Source organism: Pseudoalteromonas sp. JC28 (genome assembly GCF_013319255.1).
GTDB lineage: Bacteria > Pseudomonadota > Gammaproteobacteria > Enterobacterales > Alteromonadaceae > Pseudoalteromonas.
The window spans coordinates 82,349-109,211 of record NZ_QOKX01000009.1; the positions used below are offsets into that span (position 1 = coordinate 82,349).

The following is a 26,863-nucleotide window of genomic DNA, read 5'->3' on the forward strand; positions in this document are numbered from 1 at the left end:
TTATCTCATTAACAATAATGCTGTATTTAGTAGCAGCGAAGGGATAAAAATAGCAAATAACGGCTTGCAGGCTGCTTTTGCACTTGGAAATGCGTAGCTCCATACGATAAAACCCGCCCAGATAGGAAATGCTAAGATCAGACCCAGCATGAGTTTTGCCGATTCAGAAAATGGTAGTAACAAGTTGAGGTTTAGCACCAAAGAAATAGACAGTAATAATCCCAATGAAAATCCAAGTAAGGTTTTAGGCCACATAACTTATTCCCCCTACAAATAGAGATAACAAGAAGACTAATGCTGAACTGAGATAGAAACGTCTTATTGAATACCCACTTAACAAAGTTACTGAAACTAAACTAAACATCAAGATAACAAGTGCTGCTAACATCGCAGAGATAACAGGATATTGCACAGTTAAAATACCAAGTCCGGACAAAATTAGTAGAGTGGCTAAAGGATATGCTGCGAGTCTACTAATAGATGAAGCCAAAAATCGTTGTTTAGGGCTTGCCAAGTAGAGTAACACTGCGGCAAACCAAAACGGTATAATTGAGAAAAAGCTCATGATGGTGATAATCATTATTGTTTGCAATTGATTGTAATGATTATAGGTATGTTCTTCAAGGCTTGAGTAATAATTGTCACAAATTAGATAAATTAATGATATGGCAAAAGCAGGGCTGCGCTGTGAGGCTTCAGGAAATCACGGTTTGATCCCTGCTCTGTAGCACTTTTAGCTAAGTGTAAAAGTGCCTTGCATAATGGCGAAATGGCCCGGGAAAGAACAGAAGAACTTGTAGCTGTCACCTTGCTTTAACTGCTCAGTAGAGAAGGTCACTGTGGTTTGCTCGCCACCGCCAATCACCTTTGATACGGCTAAAACGCGACTGTCGTTTGGCTTTACATAGCTATTATTTGCACCTGCCGACATACCATCGGTTGCAACGGCTTGAACATCTGCTGCTTTGCTCAACACCCAGTTGTGGCCCATGGTGGTGGCTGGCAGTTTGCCCGTATGCTTTAACGTGACTGAAATTTCTTTACAGCTAGATGGCGCACTGAGTGATTTTTTAGAAAACTGCATCATGTCGTTGGCTTCGATGCTGAGTTCACATTCGTTTGCCGATGCAGTATGAGAAAACAGAAAGACACCTAGGCTAAGCAAAGTGATGGAAAGAGAGGTTTTCATATTTAACTCCTTAATTAAAAATCATTCTCATTATTATCTTTGCCGGGGTGAATGTAAATGGATGCAGATCAATAAAACGGTTCTTTGCGTGAAGTGACTGAAATTAAAGAGTGAAAAGCAAAATGAAAGCTTAACAGGCCCAGATATTCAGGGCATCAATGCAATGGAAAGCCGTCAAGCAGCCAAAACAAGAGGGTAGTTCTTTTAAAACCATTGTCTTATGGCTGATGTCGTTGGTGTAATCATGATCAGTCAAGACATCAGCTAATCCGACTTATTGCTAATTTGTTTATGAAGCAGTGATAGTGCAGTTATCCACCCTGCGTACCTTTTGCAGTGCCGAAAAGAGTCTAGTTTTGTCGTTTGCAAAGAGCTGTTCGGTGTTTATTATTTGGTTAAACAAGCCTGCCAGTTCATCCGTGAGGTTACCGTGCTTGGCAAGATGCTGGGTCAGTGTTTCAAGAATGGCTGCACCAAGCTGATTTAATGTGCTTCTTAGCTGATCCAAATTGGCATCTTCGTTTGGTACGCCTTCAGCCAGCCATTGTGCCCGGTATCTGTATTGAATAGCCTTTGCAGCATCCATTTGTGCTTGGAAAAACGCCTCAACGCTTGCACTATCCAGACATTGCTGGCGGGCTTGCTCTAGCGCTTTTGAGAGCACAGTGGCTTCACGGGATAAGTCTTCAATTGGCCTGTGTTGTTGTGCTTTAAACAGTGCTACAGGCTGCATCTGAGCAAGACGTTGGTTGATATGTGAGAATAGCACCTCAGCAGAGTCTGTTCGCGTTTTGACCAATGTATTTGCCTTTTCAACGACCTGCGCCAGCGCGCTGCGAGCTTCATCTTCGCTTATCGGCTGAGACCGTTTCTCCACTTTCATCAGACCAAACAGCGTATGGTTATCCGCGTTATCCTGAATGCTTACTTCGCGCAGTATCAGCTCTGGGTAAACCACTTTGAGTGCGCAGCTACCTACGGCAACGGTGTTTTGGTCAAATTGTCCATTTGCAAGTAAGCGAGCCGCTTCGTTGGTGCCTTTGGGCACGGGCTTGGTTTGTACCTGATGAGCATTGAGCCAATGACCAATTTGGTTCAGGGCTGCCGGGTGGGATGCTGCATGCGTAATTTTAGTTGTCTTGTTCAATCCAAAAACACACATTTCGATAGGGATATACACAGCAGCACTCAGCTCAGTTACCTTGTAGTTACGCATCGCATTGACAATGGCTGGGACCAGTTGTCCTTCAATAGTGGAGTTGGCCAGCGCGCTAAAGGCCCAGCTCTGCGCTTGTGCGGCATTGGCATAAGTATGCTCCGGGGTGCCCGAGTAAAAACGCTCATACTCCTGCGACTGGCGGTTGGCGAGTAGGTTAAGTGCGGCATGATTAAAACTCCCCGGCCCGGCTTGTATATAAACAGACTCGGCCTGAGTTGTCAGCGTAAACAGCAGCGCGGATAACACCAGTAAGCGAAACATAAATGACAATTTCAAGGGCTTTTCCAAAGGTTCTACAGGCAAAAAACGCATCCTAACAGAACCTCTACGCGCTGTCCTGCAAGCGGAGTGATTTATTGATAACTCACAGCGTACTTTATGTGCCTGCTTAATCGCCTTTTAGCATCAATAAGTGCTTTTGTTGTTACCGCCAGCCAGACGCTTATGAAACGAAAAAAGAATCATACCAAGCACGTTAAAAAGCGGATGAAACTGTGTCAGTGACAGGGCGGGAACGGCGGTCTATGCTTGAAATGACTGCAATTAAAGGGGGATTTTAAAGATGAAAAAATACTGGCTGCTGCCATTGTTGTTTACGCCACTATTTGTCAATGCGGCGACATCTTCTACCGTAACATTGGCTTCCGATTATTTATTTAACGGCGTAAGTCAAACTAAGGAAGACGAAGCGCTGCAAGTCAGTTTAGATTGGTTTGGAAAAAGTGGTTGGTATGCTGGAGGCTGGGTATCTCAAGTAGATTTTGGCGATGGTACGGATTTAGAAGGAGATCTGTATGGTGGCTACAAATTTACGCTAACTGAAAAATTAAAGCTTGATGTTGGTCTCTCGCAATATACCTATCATGGTGATGATGTGAGTGCTGATTACAACTATGCAGAAGCCTTTGCAAAGTTTAATTACGGCCAGACAAATTTAGACTTTTGGTATGCATGGGATTACTTTGGAACAGGGGCTGCTCACGGGATAGTGATGCTCACGCATAGTATCCCAATCACAGAACGGTGGTCACTGACGCTCGGGGTTGATCATTCAATGAGCTTTGATAGTGATAAATACGAATGGGAGTTGGGTGATGATGACTATACCCACTGGCATCTAACTGGAACTTACTCGATTAGTACTTGGTCTTTTTCATTGGGTTATGAAAGCAATGACATTGATTCTTATGCAGATTCTACATTTGTGGCGTCAATTTCAAAAACATTTAACTTCTAAATTTACCTTTTATTAACTTTTGTGTTGATTTTAGTTGCGAATTGTACTTTTATATAGCTATATGATTGATGCTCCATAACTTTTTATAGGAGTAAGCAATTGATGAGGTAAATAGTGATAAAAGCTATGGAGTCGCAATGATGAAGGATACGATAAAACTAACAGCACTCTCTTTGGCGGTATTTTCTCGGTTTAGCTTTTCAAGCCCGCTAGAATTTGCCGGTGGCGCAGACATGTCTAAGTTAGTCGAGGCAGAGCACATATTGCCAAATCTCAATGACTACACAACAAACCTTGTGACCGTAAAAGGAGTGGTCACTCATGTATGCAGAAAGTTAGGTTGCTGGATGACGCTGCGAGTAGCAAATGGCCTAGACGTAAATATCGAAGTTGAGCAAGGCGATATGGTATTTCCACTTGCTGCGATTGGCCGTGAAGCCCATGTGACGGGGCGCTTCGAAGCGCTAAACCAGCGCGCTTTGGCTTGCGTGAGTAAAGCAGACGATGAAGCTGCACTTATGCGTTTGGGATTTAATCCAACGGCCGTAACCATTTCGCATTTAGTACAGCAAGTAAAACACAGCTAGGCTCCCAAACGTGGTGATATAGAGGTTTTTAAAGCGAAACGCCAGTATTACCGCAACCGTTGCGGCGACCAAATAGGGGTTGCTTGGCGTGATGGCAAGTTGCTTGTTCTGAATGAATACAATGGGTACCCAAATGGCAGTCAGTACGCAAGGGGCGCTAAAACTTAAAAAGCGTTGTAGTTTAGGGCCGATAGTAAAAGGCAGTTGTTTTGCCAAAAATAAATACCGAGTTGCAAACGTGACGCAAGCCATGGCTAAAATAGTGGTGATCATACACGCTCCTTTTTACTTTGTAGCACATATCCTACCGACATTCCGAGCAGTGCTGAGGCGATTAAACCAAATTCAAAATGGATCAGTTTGAACACTAAGATAGTTACGGCCGACGTTAAACAGGCGCATAACACGGGTAATGCGTTAATACTCGGGACCACTAAAGCAATAAATATTGCCGCAATCGCGAAGTCTAAGCCAAGGTTGGTCAAGTCAGGTAAAAACTGACCTGCGACAATACCAATGAGCGTCCACAGATTCCATGCAACATAAAAGCTACCACCAGCGATGAGCGCATACACGAGCCGAAGTTTGCCTTGATAGGCACGGTGGTGATGGGGAAACGCAAATAATTCGTCAGTGAGAAAAAACGCAATGGGGCCACGCCATTTAAGGGGCTTATCTATCATTTTATTGCGGATAGCAAGGCCATAGAGTAAATGTCTCGCGCTAATAATAAAGGTAGTCGCAAGCAAGGTGATAAGCGCGGTGTCTTTGGCAATAAGCTCTATTGCCACTAACTGCGCCGAGCCTGCAAAAACTAATAACGACATTAACTGTGCTTCGAGCGGCGTAAAGCCATTTTGCACGGCAAGGGAGCCACACAATATTCCCCAAGGAAGCACGGCGAGATTTAATGGCAACATATCCCAAAAGCCTTTGCATACTGCGACTTTCATATTAACAAGCCTTGCTATATTGACTGGGAGTGATCCCCATATTCTTTTTAAAATGACGGTTGAAATGGCTTTGGTCATAAAAGCCTACACTTAATGCTGCATGGGAAACACTTTTGCCACTGCGCAGTAATGCCTTGGCATGATTAAGCCGGTGTTGTATTTGAAAGGCATGGGGAGTGAGGCCGGTGTGGGCCTTAAACACACGAATAAAGTAAAAGGGACTCATGCCGACAAGGCTCGCTAAGGAGTCGAGTGATACATCTTCAAATAAATTATCCAAAAGAAAATGGCGTGCAGTGGTAATTCGTTGCTTCACCGAAGGGATCTTTGTATCGAATGTGACTTTGCCTTGCTTATTGCTTAAATAAGATAGCAGAGTAATAAGCTGAGACTGCTTTTCAAGCACGCTGGTATCACATTCTAAGACGTTAAAAGTGGTGTTCATGAGTGCCGCAAGCGCTCGGTCGTGTACCACTGCATCATGGAAAAAAGGAGCCATTGCCTTGCCATCACCAAGAAACTGATTAAATAGTTCAGGCGTTGGGTAGAGTGAGCGGTACGAAGACTTATCTTTTGACGCCTTTCTGCAGTCGTGCACCTGCTCTGCATTAATCAAAATGAGACTATGCTGACTAGCTAAGTGTTCACCGCCACTGCGGTAGAATCGCTGTGCACCACTATCCACTAAGGCAAGCGTATAGCCGCTGTGGCTATGTCTACCAAAGTCTTCCTGCTTATCAATGTTGTGTAGTACTTCTAGGCCACCGAGTTCACGATGAAAACTAAACTTTGAGTGTTGCATAATTCTCTCCCCCATTGATGAAAAGCGTATCTGTCTTCACTCAAAAAGTCTTGTACAAAATTGCACAATGCCACAAACAATAACCGGGTTAACAACGCCTAATGCCAAGTTTCTTTTTTAAGCACGTTAACAAGGCGGTGATTGATTAAGCATTGGCCATCGATTACTTTAAGCTCGTCTTCATACACACCGTTAAATACGGTGATTGGGGTATCTGATTGAGATTTTGGCTGCTGATAAAGAACAAAGTAGCTTTTAGCACTAAACTTATTTGCCTCGATAGGTTGAATATCGGCACTGGTTATCATGTGCATACTTTTTGTTGTTTTTATGGCTTGTTGCTGCCTTATTGTTATTTCTTCAGCACCAGTAATATTGATATTGAGTGCTGGGATACTAAATGTTGCATCCTGTGTAAAAACACTTTGGTATGCTTGTGCTGAACCCGAATCTCGATATTTTATGTAATTGTGTAGTGTCGCTTCACAGAGGCGCTGGTTACTGCTTAGGTTGGTGGTCATGCAACCACTCATAACACCTGCCGCTGCAACTAAAAGGAAATATGATTTCATAACGTGCCCCTAATTTTTTGCTAATAATCTCAGTGAATTTAACCGTATTGTCAACTAAGTTAAAGCGTATGATGTATCTTGACGTAACGATTGCGTAAACATGTAAAGCCCCTTTACGGCTTTTTCTGCTGCGGTTTTATTAGATGCTACTGATCTGTTAAGTGTGTATTTATACCATGCAGATTTTCACCTTATGACAATTTAATATTGACGAATAAATTAACTTAGTTTACTTTTGTGAAAGCGCTTACATTTTGCGTGTGTTTTTTTAACTCCATTTGTAAGCGCTTACATTTGTTGCTAGGAACGCGCTGAGTAGTCTTCCAGCGTATAGCTAAATAATCTGCTCTGAGAAACGATGAGTTAATCGACGGCTTATCTAAGCCTCAGGTTAAATAATAAAGTTCTTAGCATTCAACCATTTGACAACGACGTTTTGCATCGGGGTAACTGATGAAAATTGCAGCAAGAAAATTAACAAGGCTATGTACCGCAATCTCTGTGGCTATCATAGCGGGATGTGGCGGAAGCGCCGAGACAGAAACTAATTATAAATCCGTTGATACCACAGCGCCGGTTTCAGACTGGACGCTAGTGTGGAGCGATGAATTTGATAGCGATGCGATAGACACATCTAAGTGGACGCACGAGGTAAATTGCGACGGCGGTGGCAACAATGAAAAACAGTGTTACACCGACAGTGAACAGAACGCGTTTATTGCCGATGGCATGCTGAATATTGTCGCTACCCCTGCGCAAGCAGGCGCACAACTGCCGTATACCTCGGCAAGATTGAACACCAAATATAAAGCTGACTTTAAGTATGGCAGATTCGAAATGCGGGCCAAGCTACCAAGCGGGCAAGGCAGTTGGCCCGCGTTTTGGATGTTGCCTACGGATGAGGTTTACGGTGGCTGGCCCAAGTCTGGTGAAATAGACATTATGGAAGCGGTAAATCTCAAGGTCGCTAGTGAAGATGGCTCGGTTGAATCTAACGTGCATGGCACGCTTCATTACGGCCGTGATTGGCCTAATAATGTTCACACCGGTAAAGCATACGCCATACCTGATGGTGTAAATCCAGCCGATGACTTCCATACCTATGCTGTGGAGTGGCAAGAGGGTGAGATCCGTTGGTACGTTGATGGTTATCTCTATGCCACGCAACGTCAATCGGAGGTTCGTTACAACTCAAAGCAAGAAGCGGTTGGTTTAAAACACCGTGGATGGTTTGCTGAATACTACGAGCAAGGCTCTGGCGAGCTGGTTACTCATTGGGATAGTGCGCCTTTTGATCAACAGTTTCATCTTATCTTAAATCTTGCCGTTGGCGGTGATTGGCCTGAAAACGTTAATAATAAAGGTATCGACTCGGACGCCTTTGTGAACGGACAATCGTTTGTGGTTGACTATGTCAGAGTGTATGAATGCGGCTCTAACCCTGAAACGGGCAAAGGATGTGAAACGGTGCGTCCAGGCTACGACGACCTTGAGGATGCGTTAGTCGAAGGCGAAGCACCTATTCCGTCGCCACCTTCTTCGGGTACCGCTAAAAACCTAACCATCTTTGATGATAATTTTAATGTTAACTGGCCAGCTTGGGATTGTTGTGGTGGCTCTACGCCTGCATTGGTTGCAGACGAAAGCCGTGGCAATGTTGTTGAGTTTATGGTCGGTGAGACGCCAACCGTAAATGGCTTTACCAGCCGTGCCGAATTTATCACAGATCCAAGCGGTAAAGCCTCGCCATTTGATGCAACGAGTATGCTAGAATCGGGCTATATTCGGTTCGATATGCAAGTGACACAAATGCCTTCAGAACCAAGCGCAGCATGGAAATTTAAAGTTGAAAGCCAAGGTGCTTCTAGCGCTGCTGAACTCGATCTTTTTGCAAGCGTTGAAGGACAATCACCAGCCGCAGGCTCGTGGCAAACTTATACCTTCCCACTACAGCAGTTGGCTGATGCAGGACTTGATGTATCAGCTATTGATGTCGTGATGATCTTCCCAGCATGGGGTGCCGGAAACGGTGCTATCTATCGTGTTGATAAGGTTGAGATTGCACAGGATACAAACTTACCTTCGTTGACCTTATTTGAAAATGCCATTAACGCTGAGTGGCCGCTTTGGGATTGTTGTGGTGGCTCGACACCGACTGAAGTCTCTGACGATGCGACGCATGGTATTGTTGCTGAATTTACGATTGGTGACACACCAACGGTAATGGGGTTTTCGTCTCGAACAGAAGTGGGCGGAGCTGGAAAGCCGTTTGATGCAACTGCAATTTTAGCAGGTGGCGTAGTACAGTTTGAGATGAAAGTCATGAGCTTACCGTCAACGCCTGATGCCCCTTGGCTACTTAAAATTGAGTCTGACAATGCCGCGAGTGCGGTTGAGCTACCACTATCTGAATCACAAGAAGGTGCAGCGCCACAGGCCGGTGAATGGCAAACCTATACTTTCTCAATTGAAGCTTTGGCTCAGGCAGGACTTGATCCAAGTGCAATTGATGTGGTGATGATTTTCCCAGCTTGGGGCTCAGGTAGCGGTGCGGTTTATCGTGTTGATAACGCAAAAATCTTTCATCCTGACGGTGACAAGGCGAGTGGCGGTCTAAGCTTATTCAAAGATCAAGCTGCTGAGCAGTGGTCAATTTGGGATTGCTGTGGTGGCTCTACACCCACAATAGAAGTAGACGAAGATGCAGCCCATGGTCAAGTTGCGCAATTTGTTATTGGTGCAACCCCAACCGTGATGGGGTTCTTAGCGGATGACGATGTCTATTATGATGCTTCCCATTTACTAGAAACTGGCGTAGTTAAGTTTGATATGAAGGTGACTTCAGCACCTGCAAATATCGACGCTCAATGGCTGTTTAAAATTGAGTCAAATGATGCTAGTGCGGCGGTAGAGCTTGCTCTAAACCAAAGCGCTGAAGGTCAAGCTCCAGAAGTTGGCAAATGGCAAACTTATACGTTTCCACTTCAAGCTTTGTACGATGCAGGACTCGATATTAGTGCCATTGATGTCTTGATGGTATTCCCCAGCTGGGGAATGGGCGAAGGCGCCGTTTACCGCATAGACAATGTTGAAATCATCAGTCAATAAGCCAGTGTGGATCGCCAATAGTGCTTTGAACTCGGTGATCCAGCAGCAAGAATAGAATCGCAGGGCAGTCATGAATAACAAACAATTCAATAAAAGTAAGCTTGCCGTTCAGTTGTCGCTAGCAATAGCGATGAATGCGGGTATGGTCAGCATAGCTCAAGCAGAAGAGCAACAAACAGCCGAAAAAGTCGAAGTGATCGAAGTGAAAGGGATCCGCGGAAGTTTGATCCGTTCAATGGATTTAAAGCGCTCCGCATCGGGGGTTATGGATGCCATTTCGGCAGAGGAAATGGGGAAATTTCCAGATACCAACTTAGCCGAGTCTTTACAGCGGATCACCGGTGTTTCGGTCAGCCGCGCCAACGGTGAAGGCAGCCAAATTACCGTACGTGGTTTTGGGCCTGATTTTAACTTGGTGACATTAAATGGTCGTCAAATGCCGGGCACAGGTAATACTCGCTCGTATAACTTGGAAAACCTAGCCGCAGAAGGCGTGAGTGCGCTTGAGGTATATAAAACCGGGCGTGCTGATGTACCAAGTGGCGGTTTAGGGGCTTTGGTCAACATTGTCACGGCTAAGCCACTACAACGCCCAGGGCAACACTTTAGCGCAACAGCAAAGGCGATTGTTGATACCTCTAACGAAGCGGGAGATGATGTTACACCAGAGGTTTCCGCGGTTTATAGTAATACCTTTGCCGATGAAACCTTTGGTTTTGGATTTTCCTTCTCCCATCAGCAACGTGATTTTCAAAAGCAGCAAGCCAATATTCAAGGCTGGCAGGCCAATGTTGATCTACCTGATTTAGACCCATCTAAAATCATTGATGGCCGTGCTGAAGATGCCGAGGGTAATAAAGTCGGAAATTACTTTTTTCCAAAAGACATGAACTACGGCATCGAAGATCTAGAGCGAGAAAGAACGAACGGTCAAGTTACCTTTCAATATGCACCAACTAACGGTTTTGTTGCCACCTTAGATTATACGGCAAGCCTTGCCGTAACTGGCTCTAATACGGTGGGGTGGGGTATTTGGAATGAGTTTGGCGGTAATATTAACGCCTATGAGTTAGATGCAAATGGCACCGCGGTTTATGCCGATATTGGTGGTAATGATGCGTCGTTTACTGCTAATAGGAATACGACGGAAGTCGAGGCGCGTTCACTTGGCTTAAATCTGGACTGGCAAATTAACGATAATTGGCATGTAGAGCTTGATTATCACGACTCGAAAAACGAAACCGATAATGGCGCAGATAAAGGCTTGGGTAGTGATGGTCAAATCATCTTAGGCTCAGATCAGTTGCTCACTAAGATTTATGATTATCGGCAGGGCGAAGTGCCGCATGCAAATGTGCTTTGGAAAAATGGCACGAATGAACTCATGGCAAGTGAAATTGATTCTAACTTTAGCCAATTTATCCATTCTCCCGGAGAGGCAACGGTCGAGCAGTTGCAACTTGATACCACTTGGTTTAACGACAGTTTTGATATTGGCCTAGTGAGTGTGCAGTTTGGTGCAGCTCGCACTGAACAGTCAACTGGGGGATATGAAGCGTGGAGTGGTCTACGAGGAGGACCGGGCTTTAATCCTTCGTTTAAAGAAATTTTCCCAGATAGCATGTTTACGCGCCATGAAACTGGCGATTTGCTAGACCAATTCGCTGGTGGTGGCAGTGACCTACAGCCGGGGTATTACTATACTTATGACTTTGATGAAGCTATTGCAAGGCAGCTTGCGTATCTTACAGAAGATGTGATCGGTGCTGACTACTACTCGGCGGATGCCTATTTTGATGGCATAGATAGCCAAAGTCGAGTTGATGAAACCACTGACAGCATCTACTTGCAATCCAAATGGGAGTTTGAATTTTCTGACTACTTTATGCAAATCAACGCAGGCCTTCGTTATGAACAAACGGATGTGACAAGTGTGGTGCGTCAGCGTGTGGAAACGCAAGTGAATTGGGACAGTCCATCAGAATGGATTATGCAATACGCTGCGGGCGGTGATGACAACTTCTTAACGCAGCAAGGGGATTACGACATTCTATTACCGATGATAGATGTGCGTTTTGATCTCACCGAAGATTTAATTGCACGAGCGTCTTGGGGCAAAACAATGTCGCGTGCGCCGCTTAGTAATCTCGCTGGTGGCAGAAGTTTGTCAGGCAGCCCAAAACCGGGAGCAAGAACTGGCTCTCGAGGCAATACAAATCTATTACCGTTTGAGTCGACCAACCTAGATTTTTCACTTGAATATTATTACAACGAAGGAAGTTACGCGTCACTTGGTTACTTCAAAAAAGAGGTCGATAACTTTATTCAAACCACAATCACGCAAACCACCATTGAAGGTCTTTACGATATTTACAATGGTCCAAGGTATAAACAAGCGATTGCAGACATTGAAGCCCGTGGAGAGCAGGCAACCAGTGATGCCATTTTTGCGCAAATGATCGCCAATGGTCACGGTAATGCCGATGGCAAAATTGAACCAAGCAGTGACGATCCATTGATGGTATGGAACATCAGTCAGCCACAAAATACCGATAGCAAATCGGTTGATGGTTTTGAAGTGGCGGTACAGCACCTATTTGGTGAAACGGGATTTGGCCTTGGTGTAAACGCAACTTTTGTTGATGGCGATGTTGAGTTTGATAGTGAAAGCTTAGTGCAGCAAGCACCGCTGACGGGGTTGAGTGACTCGGCTAACTTCCAAGCATTTTACGAAAAAGACGGGTTATCGGTGAAGTTAACCTACGCATGGCGTGACGCTTATCTTATCGGGGTAGGTCAAGCGCAAGGCTCGGCAGATGCACCACCGCAATATGCCAAGTCTTACGGTCAATGGGACGTTAGTGTGAATTACGATATTGATGAGCAGTTTACGGTGTTCTTTGAAGGTATTAACTTAAACAATGAAACCGAGCAAGGATATGGTCGTTATGAAGAGCAATTCTTATTTGCTCGTCAATACGGTCCGAGATACTCGGTTGGTGTGAGGTATACTTTTGAGTGATCTTTTTCGCATCCGTTCACTAGGGCCTGTTGACCTTTGCTGTTTGATTTTTGTTCTCCTGAGTGTGTTTTGATCGCGACGCTCGACTTGCCGCCTAGTAATCTAAGCAAAAGTTGAGCAACAATGAACAAAGCGCACTCAGGGGAACCCAAAGGGCAGTGCTTGATTGGCATTTCTACTGTGTTATCGCCTAACTTACATAGAATAACTATGCTACGCAGGCTCTGCCTTGTATAAATACCAATCAAACTGCTGCAAAAACAAACTTGAAAGATCAACAGGCCCTAATACCAATTTCACTTAATTAAGCAAATTGGCATAAAAATGCAGACCGATGAGTCTGCATTTTTTGGCTCTAAACTACTTACTTCAGTAGGGGCGACTTTATGTCGCGCTCATTCAAGCGCATATTGCATAGGGAAATGATAAGGCTGAGTTCGAAGATAAATATCATTGATAAACTCAGTACGTAGCTCCCACCTATCGCATATTACTTTGTAAATTCATGATTTAGTGTGATGATGCAGTGAGTGTGAATCGGACATGTTTGCGGGGTTGATGTTTTGGACAATTATTTGCTGTTTGTAGGTGTCGCTTTGGCGACAATTTTATTACCAGGGCCTGCGGTGATGCTGACTATCAATAACTCAATTCAAAGAGGCTTTGCCAAGTCTTTAGCTGGTATTTGTGGTGTCGCGCTCGGGATTTTGATTGTCGCTGCGGTATCGGCATCAAGTTTAGGTGTGATTTTAGCCAATTCGGTGTTGGCATTTACGGTCGTTAAATTTATTGGCGCTGCATATCTTTTCTATTTAGGCTACAAAATGTGGCGAACTAAAGGTGAAAGTAAAATAGGCAAGTCTATTGCTGCAAGTACGATGAAAAAGTGCTTTTTAGAAGGCTTTTTTGTTTCGATCACCAATCCTAAGGCTGTTATTTTCTTTATGTCTATCTTTCCGCAATTTATCAATGTGGAAAATGCCTTTATGCCGCAATTTATGTTGCTGGTTTTTACCTTTAGCCTGCTGGTGTTTATGGTACATATTTCTTATGCGGTGTTTTCTGGCCTTGCTAAGACTAAATTGTCGTCACCGAAGAGTATGACGATGATGAACAAAGTGAGCGGTGGCGTGTTTTTTGGGTTTGGCGCCGGTTTAGTTGCCGCCGGTAAGTAGTTTGAGTGGCTTAAAAATGTAAGCATACTCCCTTTTACCGTGAGTAGTTAAAGGGAGCAAAGCTTGAATTCGGCATCGCTTAGCTCCGCACTGCAGCAGACTTACTCGCCTTAGTGCGACTGGTTGGGCTACTTAGATTTGAATAAGCGCTTGAAGCACTCATTAAGCCAAAACAACCCAAAGTTGTTAATATGCCAATGACGACGTAAATAATAAAATCGATTACCATGATGTTGCTCATATCTAGTTCCTCTCCGTTGGTACAATGTGCATTAAATTCTGTGGGTTTCTACGTGTGATTCGACGACACGGAAACTCTGTGGGACCTCAAACTGAGGCATTAAGTTAAAAACAATCGCTGGGTACTTAAACTTTCTGTTTCTCGATGCGCTTGTAGGGCTTAAACAAGTGATATAAAGCGGCTCGCCATCCAAATTAAAATGAAAATTATTGCTGCAATCTGACGATTGAGAATGCGGCCCTCTAGGAGTGCTCTGCGAAACTAGGTTTTGCAATTCCAGCAGTTTACGCCAAACAGACTTATTAAAGTCGCTGTCATCTAAGTGTTGGCTCTGCTCAAAAACCGCCACAAACGCGGCACTTTTCATGCTGTCAAAATCTACCTTTTCGACAAAAGAATAGAGGCTCGTTATCAAACTAAAGTTGTTGTGTCTTGAGGTGAGATCGCCAAAACCTAAAACCTCAACATGGTTAAACGCTAATTCGGCTCTATTACCACCACAAATGCATGGAAATTGCTGCTTGTTCACGAAATCAATAAAACTATCTTGCAGCTCGGGTTGTGGTGTCATGTTTTATGCTCCTAATGTTGTTATTTGCGCTAGTTGGTTTTGGTGGTTTCCAATGCTGAATGGCGAAATGCATCTACATTGTTTATCTATCACTATGTAAGCAAGGCTCGAACCACAAATTTAAATGTTTAAGTTATTGAATTTAATTGGTTTTTAATCTTCGTGTTTTAATGGGGTAAATTTTTCACGTTTTATTCAGGTAAGAAGTACACGGTTGTAAAAATTGGTAACGGTGGGTTTTTCGCTCCGGGCAAGGTTTACCCAGATTGGTTGTTATTGTCCGAGTAAAGGTAAGTTTTTGAGGTTTTTATAGTCCATTGCAATGGCGATACAGCGGTAGAGTAGCGCGGCTGGCATGTCTTCTTCCAGTTTAAGGACTATCGCTCGGTTTCCTTCAAACTGTAACTCGTCGGAAAATAGTACCCTAAATGTATCAACTAGCTTCGTTTGACAGTGAAAATAAAGGTGATAGTTAGTAGGCGTTTTGGCTTTCCAAGCCATACGGAAAGGACTACCCGATTTAACACTAAAGCTTAACTCTCCCCACTTTATTGCCTCAATCACTGCGCCAAAGTTTTGCTCACTGGCAACCTGAATAACGAGGCTACGCAGTGCCCTGATTTTTGCTTGTGCAGCAGGTGGATAGGTACTAATCACTTGTTCGGCTATGTTTGACACTCTGGCTCTTCCTTGGTATTAGCTCATTTAGCTCATAAAGTAGAGTATTAAATTGAGCAGGTGAGGGCAAGTGTGCTCTTGGTGTGACTTTTTAAATCGCTTGTTTGTGCCCTGTAAAAAGAATAAACGAGCGCATCAGACAATTGGCTTACCTTAGATTTCTTAAATTCTAGTCCACATTAAAGTTGCTTCATTAGACACTAAAAAACGATGTGAACACAGCTTCGTGCCCACATCGTGTTAAGGGGACTAATTGCAGCTTAGTGTTGGTGATGCTTCTGAAGAGATCTGTATCTCAGACAGCGTTACCTCTAGTATTCCAGCGGTTGAAAGCTCGAAAGGGACAACGGTTTTAGTGAAGTCCATGCCTTGGGCTGTAAAGCAATTGAGGTCAATGCTTAGTGATTGCCATTTGGCTAAAGGCATAGCTTGAAGTTGCTTAGCAATATCGACTTTTGCGGTGCATGAGCCGTTTGCGTCCGCTTCGCCTTCACAGCTCATCGCTACCCAAACCGGTTTATCTGGCGCTGCATCAACTTGTACTTTAAAGGTAAGAGCGCTGTCGGTTGGAATACTTGGGCTTATGTCTTCTCTAAAGTAGCTTTCACTAGCGAGTCTAAAGCCGCTGCGTCGACTACCGTCAAAAAGTAGCTGAATGGCATCTTCTTGTACTTCTCTGTCCGTTGTGCGGTAGCTAATACCACCAAGCGTATGGGTGTTGGCATTTATCAGTTGATTTTCGGCACTGCTGTATAGATGGCCTTGCCAAGGTTTATTGATTGATCTTACCAGCAAGTCTACACCGCTGGCGAGATTTGCCTGAGTTTGTATTTGCTCTGGTAAATTATCTGCTAATACATTTTGGTCTGAATAACGTAAGCCAAAACCATAAGGTAAAAGCGGGTCATAATTTTTATCTTGGTAATTTACGATTTGTGTCGGCATTTTTGGCCAAGAATAACTAAGCTTGCCAGTAAAATCATACTGAACTTGGCCGTTTTTGTCGGCCAGTAATACGTCACTGATACCAATTCCTTCAGACCCCGGTAACCATGCTGCCACAAATGCATCGGATGCGTTGAGTTCAGGATTTACCCACATTGGGCGACCACTGATAAACACCGCCACTGTAGGAATTCCAGCTTGTTTAAAGCGTTTGAGTAATGCGAGATCAGATTTATCAGACGGCTTGTATTCAAGTGTTGCTCTATCACCGTGGCCTTCTGCATAGGGATCTTCGCCAAATACCACAATGGCAACGTCAGGCTTATCTTCAAAATCACCGCGAGTATTTAATGTGACGGTGCCACCAGCCGCTTCTGCTTGCTGCTTTATACCATCATAAATAGAAGTAGCGCCCGGGAAGTCGGCATTGGTGTTGTTGGTACCTTGCCAGGTAATGCTCCATCCGCCCGATTGTTTGCCGATATTGTCGGCACCATCGCCTGCCAACAAGATATGTTGGTTCGGTTTAAGTGGTAATAGTTGATCTTTGTTTTTGAGTAAAACCAGTGACTCACGTACGGCTTGGCGCGCGACTTTACGGTGCGACTCTGCGCCAATGATTTCTGAGTTGCCAGCCAATGGACGATTTGCAGGACTTGGTTTTTCAAAAAGTCCCGCACGGAGTTTAACTCTTAAAATACGACTTACTGCATCATCAATGCGAGACTGCGCGATAGCGCCGCTTTTTGCTTGCGCTAGCGTATTGTTGTACAAGGCTTTCCAGTCGTTCGGGGCCATGACAATATCAATGCCGGCATTAATGGCCTCTGCACAGCTGTCGTTCGTACAGCCTTTTATTTGGCCGTGACCATTCCAATCGCTCACCACAAAACCATCAAAATTCATTCGCTCTTTGAGCACTTGGGTAAGCAAATAATGGCTGCCATGCACTTTTTCGCCATGCCAACTGTTAAACGATGCCATCACCGATTGTGCTCCGGCTTCAAGTCCGCCTACGTAGCCTTGAGCGTGAAGTGCAATTAATGCTTTTTCAGAGGCGATGTTGTCGCCTTGGTCGTCACCATCAACTGTGCCACCATCGCCGACAAAATGCTTTACCGTGCTGATCACGCGGTTCTTACCAAGAAAGTCCGCCTTAGGATCGCCCTGTAAGCCTTTAACAATAGCGCTGGAATACGCTTTTACGATGTCGGGATGCTCCGAGTATCCTTCATAGGTGCGTCCCCAGCGATCATCACGTACCACCGCGACCGTCGGGGCAAAGATCCAATCAATCCCGGTGGCTAACACTTCTTTTGCGGTAATGTGGGCGATTTTCTCGATGAGATCTGGGTTATTTGCCGCGCCAAGGCCAATGTTATGTGGAAATAGCGTAGCGCCAATGACGTTATTGTGGCCATGAACCGCATCCGTTCCCCACATGGTAGGAATAGTGCTGCCATCTAGGCTATCGTCAATCGATGCTTGGTAAAGCGCTTCGGCAAGTTTGACCCAATCAGCAGGCGTTGCATGTTTGTTGTTGTAAGGAAATGCGCCACCACCATTGAGATATGAGCCGAATCCGTATTCTCGCATTTCTGCGACGGTAATATTTCGAATCTCAGGCTGGATCATCTGCGCAATTTTTTGCTCCAGAGTCATCTTAGCGAGTATCGACCGAACTCTTTCTTCTAGATTGTTATCGGTTTGGATAGCAGGAGTCAGCGCTGGCCAATTTTTCACTTGGCGAGCTGCATCAACACTGGTTTTATTTGGGCTTTCGCTACATCCGGTTAAGGTTGCGACAGCCATTGCAAGACTTAGCATGGTTATTTTCGTTTTCATGTCTTAATTACTCTTGAAACGCTGGGGAGTTGCGCCTTTTAATCCAAAGTAGGCGATGTAGATATAGCATAAAGCTGGCAGTAAGAATGATAGCTGCAGATTGATTCCGTCTGCTAGCATCCCTTGAAATAGCGGGATAACTGCACCGCCAACAATAGCAAGACAGAGAATACCAGAGCCTTGTGCCGTTTGTTTTCCAAGCCCATTCAACGATAAGCTAAAGATAGTCGGGAACATCACGGAGTTACAAAGCCCGACCGCCAAAATGCTCCAAAGGGCGAGCTGACCGCTGCTAAATACTGCGATAAGTACTAATGCAAATGCACAGGCTGCATTAAAGGCAAGCACGGTTCGACCCGATATTTTCTGCATGACTAACGCGCCAATAAAGCGTCCGACCATGGCTCCACCCCAATAATATGCGATGAGCTTTGCGGCTTGGGCTTCGGTCATGTTGCCAATGTCCGGTTGATGTAAGAAGCTAACGAGTGTTGAGCCAATCGCCACTTCCGCCCCAACATAAACGAAAATACCGATTGCACCAAGCACCAAATGTTTATGCTGCCATGCTTTGATTTCACCTGTGGTGACTTCCTCAGTAGTACTACTTAGCTGGGGAAGTTTGATAAAGGCAAAGATCAAAGCCAATGACGCCAGCATGGCTGCCAACATTAAGTAAGGCAATTGGGTTGCGCTGGCATTGCCCACCTCAACTGTGCTTCCCTCACTGAAGATGAGCATGGCGCCAAAAAATGGGGCGACAGTCGTACCAAGAGAGTTAAAGGCTTGGGTCATGGTGAGTCGTGCAGGGGCAGTTTCGGGAGAGCCAAGTACACTAACAAACGGGTTAGCAGCAACTTGTAGCACTGTGATCCCTGCCGCTAGTACAAATAGCGCGAATAAAAACACGCTGTAGATACCACTTTCAGCCGCTGGGTAAAAAAGCACACAACCAACGCCTGCGGTAAGTAATCCAGTTACAATGCCTTTTTGATAGCCGATTTTTCCAACCAATTTGCCAGCTGGCACCGAAACAACAAAATAGGCGCTAAAAAAGCAAAATTGGATCAGCATCGCTTGAGTGTAATTAAGCTCAAACGCGCCTTTGAGGTACGGAATTAAAATATCATTCAAGCAAGTAATGAAACCCCACATAAAAAATAGTGAGGTGAGGGCCCCCAAAGCAAATCGGTACTGACCAGTATGGCCCGTGGCGATTGCTGCTGAAACCTGTGGTTGAGACGGTACGCTCACGATAAACTCCTAGTTGATTTTTTTTGGTAAAGCGCTTACATTTATAAAAATGAAAGCGCTTACATTTTTAATGATGATTGCAGAAAGCGAACACGAATTCAAATAAAAAATGTTTTTGTCTTGCACTGTGACTAACACAACACGCTCGTACCTTGGCGTGAACACATAACTTGGAACGATTAACCATGAATAAAATTATCCTGCCAACACACTCGGCCATGTTGAAGGCAGACTATATTTTCGGCGTTGCGACTTCGTCATTTCAAATCGAAGGTGAGCGGCGTGGGCGTTGTGAGTCAATTTGGGATAGGTTTTGTGAACATGATGGCGCGATAAAGGATAGTAGTAACGGTGATATTGCCTGTGAGCATATATCTAGGTGGCAGCAAGATGTTGAACTCATAACCAGTTTGGGGGTTGACGCCTATCGCCTTTCTATTTCTTGGCCAAGAGTAATGAATGATGATGGCACGGTTAACGATGCAGGACTTTCATTTTACCAACAATTGGTCGATGCGTTGGTTGCTAAAGGCTTAAAAGTGTTTGTCACGCTATATCACTGGGACTTACCACAAGCGCTTGAGGATAAGGGCGGGTGGCTGAATCGAGAAACGGCTGTGGCGTTTGCACGGTATACCGAGGTGGTATGTAAAGCGCTTGGCGATAAAGTGTATGCGTACACCACGTTAAATGAACCATTTTGTAGTGCACATTTGGGGTATGAATTAGGTATTCATGCACCGGGCTTGCGCTCCCAAGCGGCGGGACGACAAGCAGCTCATCACCTGCTTCTTGCCCATGGTTTAGCGATGCAAGTGTTAAGAGCGCATTGCCCAAATAGCCTTCATGGAGTCGTGTTGAATTTTGCCAATGCGGATCCTGTGTCTACAGCGCATTGTGATGTGGAAGCGGCAAAAATCGCGGATGATTACTGTAATCACTGGTATATCAAGCCAATTCTTGAAGGGCAGTACCCAGATTTACTTGCCCAGCTCCCCAAAGACGTACAACCAGATATTCTAGCTGGAGATTTAGAGATTATTGCTGCCCCCATTGATTATCTTGGCGTGAACTATTACACCCGAAATATTTATCAATCTGATGGTAATGGATGGTATGAACAAGTTGAGCCTAGTGCCGAAACGCTCACTACAATGGGCTGGGAAGTCGTGCCAGACTCATTTTGTGCATTGCTTCGGGAGTTACATGCTGAGTACCAGTTGCCACCACTTTATATCACAGAAAATGGTGCTGCCTTTGACGACAAAATGGAAAATGGCGAAGTATTAGACGTGCAAAGGCTGGCTTACTTCCAATCTCACCTGCTCGCGGTTAATCAAGCAATGGAGCAGGGCGTTGATATTCGTGGCTACTTTGCATGGAGTTTAATGGATAATTTCGAATGGGCAGAGGGGTATACGCAACGCTTTGGTATTGTGCACGTTGATTATCATACTCAGCAAAGAACCTTAAAGGCGAGTGCAAAAGCCTACCAAACGATGCTGTTTGAGCGTAAATCAAGTGTCTAAAACTATGCGCATTTTTAGCCAAAATTGGTATAGTGCGCAGATACAACTGATGGAATAAAAGTAATAGATATGGCAACGATTTACGAAGTCTCAAAAGCTGCAGGGGTATCATTAGCCACGGTGTCACGGGTGATGAATGGCAATGCAAAGGTGAGTGACAAAACCAAAGAGAAGGTGCTCGCGGCAATGTCAGAGTTAGGTTATAAACCTAACGCCATCGCGCAATCTTTGGCTTCTAACCGCAGTAACAGTGTGGGGCTTATGGTATCTGAGCTACACGGCTCTTTCTTTGGTGACATGATGAGCACCATAGAGAGTACGCTAAGAACGGCGGGTAAACATGCCATTATTGCTGCGGGCCACAGTGATGAAGAAAAGGAACAACAAGCCATCGAATTTTTATTGGATAGGCGCTGCGATGCCTTAATTGTGCATGCAGAAGCAGTCAGTGATGAATATCTCATTGAGCTTGCGGGACGAGATGTAGAACTGGTGCTAGTGAACCGCCACATTCCAGAGTTGGCAGAGCGCTGCTTTTATACTGATAACGAACTGGGTGGATACTTAGCGACTGAGGCGCTATTGCAGCGCGGACATCGAGATATCGCGTATATCAGTGGACCGTTATTTAAGCTTGACGCCAAAGCGCGTTTGGCTGGTCATCAAAAAGCCTTAGCTGAATACAATGTGTCATTTGATCCTAAGCTCTCATTTGAAGGCGGTTATCATGAAACCGATGGCATCGCGGGATTTAATCACTTAATGCAAACAGGGCAGCGCTTTAGTGCCTTGGTTTGCGCAAACGATGAGATGGCATCAGGTGCGATGACTGCGGCCAGAGAAGCTGGACTTGATGTCCCATCAGCGCTTTCCGTTGTAGGCTTTGACGATGTGTTATTTACCAAATATCTTTATCCAAAACTCACCACCATAGATAACCCTATTCGTAAAATGGGCAATGCGGCCGCGCGTTGGGTACTTAAGTATGTGTATAAAGAGAAGCACCAACCCGATGTAGAAAATCTCTACCCACCAACCTTAATCTTGCGCGATTCTATCGCCGTAAAAGCAGAGTAATAAGCGATGACCAGCCTGTCGATATCCAATGCATTAAAGTACACCTTAATTGTATCGTTAGGCGGGTTTATTTTTGGCTTTGATGCGTCGGTGATTTCGGGTGCAATTGGCTTTATCAGTGAGGCCTTTAAGCTCACCCCATGGCAGCAAGGGATAGTCGTGAGTGCACCTACCTTAGGAGGGTTGGTCGCAACACTTATTGCAGGGCCGGTGGCAGACGCTATTGGCCGTAAGCAAACATTGCTGATGACCGCGTGTTTGTATTTTGTCTCCGCGATTGGCTCGGCTTTCGCAACTTCGTTTGAAGCATTGGTGATTGCGCGTTTCATTGGTGGAATGGCATTTTGTTCTTTGATGGTGGCGCCCATGTATATTGCTGAGATCAGCTTAGCGGATCAGCGCGGGCGTTTAGTATCGGTTAATCAGCTCAATATAGTCGTTGGCCTATTTATCTCCTATTTCACTAACTATTTCTTACTTCAGCTCAGTCATAGCGAAGCAATGTGGGTGTCTGGTTGGCAAATAGATACTCAAACATGGCGTTGGATGCTTGGTGTTGAGGCGCTGCCAGCACTGGCGTGGATTTTGTTGTTACTGTTATTGCCACGAAGCCCTCGGTGGTTATTGATGAAAGATCAGCAGCTAGAGGCTAAACGCACATTAACGCGATTATTTGGTAGCAACAATGCACAACAGCAACTTGATGCTATTCAAGCGGCGTTACCTAAACTGCAACTGAGTAGTTTGTCGCTTGCGCGCAAAATGGGCAGTTTGTTTAGTAAGCGACTTCGTGTCCCTCTGATGGTAGGGGTTGTGCTTGCCATCGCGCAGCAAGTCACCGGGATTAATGTGGTGTTTTTTTATGCCCCGACCATTTTTGAGCAAAGCGGTATTGGTACTGATGCTGCATTTATGCAAGCGATTTGGATTGGTCTGATCAATGTGGTTTTTACCATCGTTGCGCTATTGACCATAGATAAACTCGGACGGCGGCCATTGTTACTCATCGGGTTAACTGGCATTTGCTTTAGTATGGCGTTGTGTAGCTGGGGTTTTAAACAAGCAACTTATCAGCTAAATACAGCACATATTGCTGAAATTAAGGCAGAAGTAGCCGATTTTCCTGTGCATGCATTAGCACCAATATTAGGCCAGACTTTCACCTCCGATGTTGCATTTAATGACGCGATAAAACAGTGTTTAACTGCAGATGAGTACCGGCAATACAAGTCAGTGATTTTCGCACACAGTATTAATATGCCAGCAAAACTGGTTCTGCTTGGGATTTCCCTTTTTGTCGCGTCGTTCGCGATGTCGCTGGGGCCAGTCATGTGGGTAATGTTTTCGGAGATATTTCCAAATGCAATTCGAGCCGTTGCGATTTCCGTTGTCGGTGTGATTAATAATGCCGCCAGTTTTACTGTACAACTAGTGTTTCCGTGGGAGCTTGAATATTTAGGGGCAAGCACCACCTTTTTATTGTATAGCCTGTTTTCATTGCTTTCGTTTGCGCTGGTATTTTTGTTTGTGGAAGAAACCAAAGGTAAGAGCTTGGAGCAGCTAAGCGAAAGTTTGGAAGCGAAACCTAGTTAACCTGAGCTGCGGATAATTAATGCCTTTCTAGCAGCCAGTTTTAGCGCTAACTGCGTTGAATTCACTTCCAATAGCCAGCTATTGGTGCGTAAATTCGCCTTGCCTACAGGATGTAGGTACCTTAGCGAGAGCAGGACGCGGAAGCGGTGTTTTCCCTAAAACTCTCTGGCTAGATAAGGAGAAAACTAAGTTGTGCTTTAGCAACAATGAGTTGGAACATTCCTTATCCAAACCTCAGGTTAGTTAGCAAAACCCGCGATAAAATATTTTTCCATGTAATTTTTTTGTAAACGATTTTTCATGTTTGGGATTTATTATCTTTCTTGGACTAGTCCAGAGATTCACGTTTAAAGGAAAGATAATGAAATTACCCGTGCTTAGCAGTGCATTACTTGCACTTTCATTTACCGCAAGTGCAGATGCATTTGAAAACAAAGTATTGCTTATTGGTATTGATGGCCTGCAATACGAAAAAATTGGTGCCAATAATACACCGAACTTTGATCGCCTATATCTAACTCAAGCTTACACTGGCGGGATCGCAAAAACACAAACACAGCAAAAAACCAAAAGTGGCCCAGGTTGGGCGACAATTTTAACTGGGGTTTGGGTGAATAAGCATCAAGTGCCGAGCAACGACTCAGGCCTAGCAAACAAAGCCTATCCCAGTCTTTATCGTTACATCGCAGAACATGATGCTAACGCCGATATCTCAAGTTTTAGTACTTGGGGACCTATTCATACGCAATTCTTCAGTGACGATGTTGCCTTGATGGACAGGAGATCGGAGGGAGGCAGCGACGACGATAATTTAAATAAAGCGCTGGCTACCTTAAACAGCGGCTCACCAGATTTTGTCTTTTTACATTTAGATGAACCGGACGCTGTGGGCCACAGCTTATGCTTTGGTTCTGCCTACAATAAATCGGTAGAAGATGCGGACAAGCGACTGGGTAAACTGCTCGACGCGGTTGAAGCAAGAGAGCAAAGCGGTGAGAACTGGTTGGTGATGGTCACCACTGATCATGGCCGTACACCGGTTGTTGGCTGTCATCACGGTGAGCAAACCGAGCCGGAAAAAACCATCTTTATGGCCACTAACAAAGTGTTGAATAAAGAATTTAGCTCAAAAGATGTTAATCCTGCTAATACCGACTTCTCTGGTTTATATGGCTATCCAGCACAAACAGCGATTGTACCGACGATTTTATCTTACATGGGCATTGAAACAAATGTGCAAGCGGGTTTTGAAAGCACGCCGATGTACGGTGACTTAGGGGTTCGTAAACTCAATTATGGTAATAAACTATTTACGTGGCTAAATGGTGCGAATGTACAAACGCGTGTTTATCGAAATGATCAACTGATTGAAACTTTGCCAGCGGGTGTTGCCCAGTGGCAAGACCCGCAGCCCGTATCTGGCATCAATAACTATAGCTTTGAGCAACAGGGTGTGCATGTTGGTTATCGAGTTACCGAGCTGAAACTCAGTGCGGCGCATCAGTGGCACAATACTAAAAGCTACTTTTTCTCTGAAGATGCACGCTACTGGCGTTACGATACTGTGTTAGATAAAACGGATGATGGCTATCCGGTATCGGTGACTAATGGCAACTGGCCGGGACTTGGCGATTATGCAGAACAAATTCGTGCAAGTTTTTATAAAGACAGTGGTACGGTGTACTACTTCCTATCGGATGGTCAATACCTAAGCTATGACGTACAGAACGATAAGGTACGAGCAGGTTACCCTAAAACAATTGATAACAATACTTGGCCGGGGCTTGCTGCCTACGCAAATAAAATAACCGCAACCCTTCGTTGGACGTCCGATAAGGTGTATTTCTTCCTAGATGATGGTCAATACTTACGCTATGACTTGGGAGATGACCGAGTGGACAGTGGGTATCCCAAAGCTGTCAACGATAATACTTGGCCGGGACTTGGTGCCTATGCGACAAAGATAAGTGCAGCATTAAAGTGGAACGACACGCGTGCCTATTTCTTCTTAGCTGACGGTCGCTATCTAAGATATAGCATTACTTTTGACAAAGTGGATGCGGGTTATCCTAAAGCCATTGATAACGGTACTTGGCCCGGGTTGCAGTAAACACTGCAAAAGTAACGGATCTTGAAGGGAGTGAACAACTCCCTTTTTCATCTTGTTTTTTACTTCAATCCGCGTTTTTCAGTTATGCTGTGTGCTCCTCTTTTGACAAGGATAAGATTGATGGATTTTAGATCTGATACGGTTACGCAACCGACCCCCGCCATGAAACAAAGCATGTTTGACGCGCCGCTTGGTGACGATGTTTATGGTGATGATCCGACAGTGAATGCACTTGAACAGTTTGCGGCTGAGCGTCATGGTTTTGAAGCTGCGCTGTTTACCAGCTCAGGCACGCAAGCAAACCTGCTTGCACTGATGAGCCATTGTGAAAGAGGGGATGAATATCTTTGTGGCCAACAGGCGCATAATTATAAATTTGAGGCGGGTGGAGCGGCTGTGCTTGGCTCTATTCAGCCGCAACCATTGGAAAACGAGGCCGATGGCAGTATTTGCTTAGAAAGAATTAAGCAAGCGATTAAACCTGATGATTTTCATTTTGCGAAAACTAAGCTGCTTAGTTTAGAAAACACCATTGGTGGCAAGGTTTTAAGTCTAGAATATATCGCACAAGCCAGAGCGCTGTGTGACGAGCATGGCTTAAAGCTCCATCTTGACGGTGCAAGAGTCTATAACGCTGCAGTCGCGTTAAAGGTTGATATCACAGAAATTGTAAAGCATTTTGATTCATTTACTATTTGCTTATCTAAAGGACTTGGCGCGCCGATTGGCTCTTTATTGCTTGGTGATAAAGCATTGATAGAAAAGGCGAGAAGGCTTAGAAAAATGCTTGGAGGCGGTATGCGTCAGGCGGGCATGCTCGCGGCGGCTGGTCTTTATGCTTTGCAACATAATGTAGAGCGTCTCGAGGAAGATCATCAAAACGCGCAATATTTAGCTGATAAACTTGAGCAACTGCCTGGGTTTAAGCCATGCAAGCACTTAGTACAGACGAATATTATCTTCGCTGAAGTGGAAGCTGGCATTGATCTTTTTACTATAGCAAAGCAGTTAAAGGCAAAGGGCATTAATATCACTCCAGGATATCAAGGCATGCGATTTGTGACGCATATGGGAGTGAGCCGCGCCGATGTGGATGAGCTAATAACAGAACTCAGCAATTTGTTGATGTGATAGGTATTATATTTCGTTACATTTA

The 26,863-nt window shown here is 44.8% G+C and carries 22 protein-coding genes; 10 read left to right on the top strand and 12 right to left on the bottom strand.

What is annotated here, in order from left to right:
• The 3 genes from DS891_RS19505 to aroQ form a co-directional block, all read right to left on the bottom strand.
• Positions 1-255, bottom strand: coding sequence for a hypothetical protein (locus DS891_RS19505; protein ID WP_010607471.1), 255 nt, complete (start codon positions 253-255; stop codon positions 1-3).
• 478 nt (positions 256-733) lie between these two features.
• Positions 734-1,189, bottom strand: a complete 456-nt coding sequence (gene azu, locus DS891_RS19510) for an azurin (RefSeq protein ID WP_010607472.1) — start codon at positions 1,187-1,189, stop codon at positions 734-736.
• Positions 1,190-1,478: 289 nt separating this feature from the next.
• Positions 1,479-2,684: a gamma subclass chorismate mutase AroQ gene (gene aroQ, locus DS891_RS19515; RefSeq protein ID WP_254605962.1), complete on the bottom strand. Its 1,206-nt coding sequence runs from the start codon at positions 2,682-2,684 to the stop codon at positions 1,479-1,481.
• 286 nt (positions 2,685-2,970) lie between these two features.
• Here aroQ and DS891_RS19520 point away from each other — a divergent pair, with 286 nt between their 5' ends.
• Entirely contained in the window at positions 2,971-3,645 is a 675-nt protein-coding gene (locus DS891_RS19520; protein WP_174170680.1) for a TorF family putative porin, read from the top strand.
• A 137-nt stretch (positions 3,646-3,782) separates the two neighbouring features.
• Complete coding sequence (locus tag DS891_RS19525) at positions 3,783-4,232, top strand: DUF4920 domain-containing protein (RefSeq protein WP_174170681.1); 450 nt, start codon at positions 3,783-3,785, stop codon at positions 4,230-4,232.
• On the opposite strand, the gene DS891_RS19530 is transcribed toward DS891_RS19525, so the two are convergent.
• From DS891_RS19530 to DS891_RS19545, 4 genes are all read right to left on the bottom strand, one after another.
• A complete protein-coding gene (locus tag DS891_RS19530) occupies positions 4,206-4,505 on the bottom strand; it encodes an AzlD domain-containing protein (RefSeq protein WP_174170682.1) in 300 nt (99 codons plus the stop codon). The genes DS891_RS19525 and DS891_RS19530 overlap by 27 nt on opposite strands.
• Complete coding sequence (locus DS891_RS19535) at positions 4,502-5,185, bottom strand: AzlC family ABC transporter permease (protein ID WP_174170683.1); 684 nt, start codon at positions 5,183-5,185, stop codon at positions 4,502-4,504. The genes DS891_RS19530 and DS891_RS19535 overlap by 4 nt, the downstream gene beginning before the upstream one ends.
• Position 5,186: 1 nt before the next feature.
• A complete protein-coding gene (locus DS891_RS19540) occupies positions 5,187-5,987 on the bottom strand; it encodes an AraC family transcriptional regulator (RefSeq protein WP_174170684.1) in 801 nt (266 codons plus the stop codon).
• A 98-nt stretch (positions 5,988-6,085) separates the two neighbouring features.
• Positions 6,086-6,559 carry a nuclear transport factor 2 family protein gene (locus DS891_RS19545; protein ID WP_174170685.1) on the bottom strand — a complete coding sequence of 158 codons (474 nt, stop codon included), beginning with the start codon at positions 6,557-6,559 and terminating at the stop codon, positions 6,086-6,088.
• Positions 6,560-7,012: 453 nt separating this feature from the next.
• Here DS891_RS19545 and DS891_RS19550 point away from each other — a divergent pair, with 453 nt between their 5' ends.
• The 3 genes from DS891_RS19550 (at position 7,013) to DS891_RS19560 (ending at position 13,864) form a co-directional block, all read left to right on the top strand.
• Positions 7,013-9,667, top strand: coding sequence for a family 16 glycosylhydrolase (locus DS891_RS19550; RefSeq protein ID WP_174170686.1), 2,655 nt, complete (start codon positions 7,013-7,015; stop codon positions 9,665-9,667).
• Between the two features lie 70 nt (positions 9,668-9,737).
• Positions 9,738-12,689, top strand: coding sequence for a TonB-dependent receptor (locus tag DS891_RS19555; protein WP_174170687.1), 2,952 nt, complete (start codon positions 9,738-9,740; stop codon positions 12,687-12,689).
• A gap of 596 nt (positions 12,690-13,285) precedes the next feature.
• Positions 13,286-13,864, top strand: coding sequence for a LysE family translocator (locus DS891_RS19560; RefSeq protein WP_019647445.1), 579 nt, complete (start codon positions 13,286-13,288; stop codon positions 13,862-13,864).
• A 79-nt stretch (positions 13,865-13,943) separates the two neighbouring features.
• Here the strand turns inward: DS891_RS19560 and DS891_RS19565 are convergent, their stop codons facing one another.
• The 5 genes from DS891_RS19565 to DS891_RS19585 form a co-directional block, all read right to left on the bottom strand.
• Positions 13,944-14,105: a hypothetical protein gene (locus DS891_RS19565; protein ID WP_174170688.1), complete on the bottom strand. Its 162-nt coding sequence runs from the start codon at positions 14,103-14,105 to the stop codon at positions 13,944-13,946.
• Positions 14,106-14,136: 31 nt separating this feature from the next.
• Complete coding sequence (locus DS891_RS19570) at positions 14,137-14,676, bottom strand: YqcI/YcgG family protein (RefSeq protein ID WP_010607483.1); 540 nt, start codon at positions 14,674-14,676, stop codon at positions 14,137-14,139.
• A 273-nt stretch (positions 14,677-14,949) separates the two neighbouring features.
• Positions 14,950-15,354: a DUF1801 domain-containing protein gene (locus DS891_RS19575; RefSeq protein WP_174170689.1), complete on the bottom strand. Its 405-nt coding sequence runs from the start codon at positions 15,352-15,354 to the stop codon at positions 14,950-14,952.
• 249 nt (positions 15,355-15,603) lie between these two features.
• Positions 15,604-18,144 (bottom strand): exo 1,3/1,4-beta-D-glucan glucohydrolase, encoded by a 2,541-nt coding sequence (locus DS891_RS19580; RefSeq protein WP_174170690.1) that lies wholly within the window; start codon positions 18,142-18,144, stop codon positions 15,604-15,606.
• 3 nt (positions 18,145-18,147) lie between these two features.
• Positions 18,148-19,398 (bottom strand): sugar MFS transporter, encoded by a 1,251-nt coding sequence (locus DS891_RS19585; RefSeq protein ID WP_010607486.1) that lies wholly within the window; start codon positions 19,396-19,398, stop codon positions 18,148-18,150.
• Between the two features lie 185 nt (positions 19,399-19,583).
• Here DS891_RS19585 and DS891_RS19590 point away from each other — a divergent pair, with 185 nt between their 5' ends.
• From DS891_RS19590 to ltaE, 5 genes are all read left to right on the top strand, one after another.
• The gene (locus tag DS891_RS19590; protein WP_010607487.1) at positions 19,584-20,927 is read left to right on the top strand and encodes a GH1 family beta-glucosidase; all 1,344 of its coding nucleotides are present in this window, start codon (positions 19,584-19,586) and stop codon (positions 20,925-20,927) included.
• A gap of 69 nt (positions 20,928-20,996) precedes the next feature.
• Positions 20,997-22,004, top strand: coding sequence for a LacI family DNA-binding transcriptional regulator (locus DS891_RS19595; RefSeq protein ID WP_010607488.1), 1,008 nt, complete (start codon positions 20,997-20,999; stop codon positions 22,002-22,004).
• A gap of 6 nt (positions 22,005-22,010) precedes the next feature.
• The gene (locus DS891_RS19600) at positions 22,011-23,597 is read left to right on the top strand and encodes a sugar porter family MFS transporter (protein ID WP_174170691.1); all 1,587 of its coding nucleotides are present in this window, start codon (positions 22,011-22,013) and stop codon (positions 23,595-23,597) included.
• Between the two features lie 361 nt (positions 23,598-23,958).
• A complete protein-coding gene (locus DS891_RS19605; protein ID WP_174170692.1) occupies positions 23,959-25,707 on the top strand; it encodes a hemopexin repeat-containing protein in 1,749 nt (582 codons plus the stop codon).
• 120 nt (positions 25,708-25,827) lie between these two features.
• Complete coding sequence (gene ltaE / locus DS891_RS19610; protein WP_174170693.1) at positions 25,828-26,838, top strand: low-specificity L-threonine aldolase; 1,011 nt, start codon at positions 25,828-25,830, stop codon at positions 26,836-26,838.
• The last annotated feature ends 25 nt before the right edge of the window (positions 26,839-26,863 follow it).

Coding starts and splice junctions, on each gene's coding strand:
- DS891_RS19550 (WP_174170686.1), top strand. CDS start 7,013: ATGAAAATTGCAGCAAGAAAATTAACAAGGCTATGTACCGCAATCTCT.
- DS891_RS19565 (WP_174170688.1), bottom strand. CDS start 14,105: ATGAGCAACATCATGGTAATCGATTTTATTATTTACGTCGTCATTGGC.
- DS891_RS19570 (WP_010607483.1), bottom strand. CDS start 14,676: ATGACACCACAACCCGAGCTGCAAGATAGTTTTATTGATTTCGTGAAC.
- DS891_RS19580 (WP_174170690.1), bottom strand. CDS start 18,144: ATGAAAACGAAAATAACCATGCTAAGTCTTGCAATGGCTGTCGCAACC.
- DS891_RS19595 (WP_010607488.1), top strand. CDS start 20,997: ATGGCAACGATTTACGAAGTCTCAAAAGCTGCAGGGGTATCATTAGCC.
- DS891_RS19535 (WP_174170683.1), bottom strand. CDS start 5,185: ATGAAAGTCGCAGTATGCAAAGGCTTTTGGGATATGTTGCCATTAAAT.
- DS891_RS19505 (WP_010607471.1), bottom strand. CDS start 255: ATGTGGCCTAAAACCTTACTTGGATTTTCATTGGGATTATTACTGTCT.
- azu (WP_010607472.1), bottom strand. CDS start 1,189: ATGAAAACCTCTCTTTCCATCACTTTGCTTAGCCTAGGTGTCTTTCTG.
- DS891_RS19555 (WP_174170687.1), top strand. CDS start 9,738: ATGAATAACAAACAATTCAATAAAAGTAAGCTTGCCGTTCAGTTGTCG.
- DS891_RS19520 (WP_174170680.1), top strand. CDS start 2,971: ATGAAAAAATACTGGCTGCTGCCATTGTTGTTTACGCCACTATTTGTC.
- DS891_RS19590 (WP_010607487.1), top strand. CDS start 19,584: ATGAATAAAATTATCCTGCCAACACACTCGGCCATGTTGAAGGCAGAC.
- DS891_RS19525 (WP_174170681.1), top strand. CDS start 3,783: ATGATGAAGGATACGATAAAACTAACAGCACTCTCTTTGGCGGTATTT.
- DS891_RS19605 (WP_174170692.1), top strand. CDS start 23,959: ATGAAATTACCCGTGCTTAGCAGTGCATTACTTGCACTTTCATTTACC.
- DS891_RS19530 (WP_174170682.1), bottom strand. CDS start 4,505: ATGATCACCACTATTTTAGCCATGGCTTGCGTCACGTTTGCAACTCGG.
- DS891_RS19600 (WP_174170691.1), top strand. CDS start 22,011: ATGACCAGCCTGTCGATATCCAATGCATTAAAGTACACCTTAATTGTA.
- ltaE (WP_174170693.1), top strand. CDS start 25,828: ATGGATTTTAGATCTGATACGGTTACGCAACCGACCCCCGCCATGAAA.
- DS891_RS19540 (WP_174170684.1), bottom strand. CDS start 5,987: ATGCAACACTCAAAGTTTAGTTTTCATCGTGAACTCGGTGGCCTAGAA.
- DS891_RS19545 (WP_174170685.1), bottom strand. CDS start 6,559: ATGAAATCATATTTCCTTTTAGTTGCAGCGGCAGGTGTTATGAGTGGT.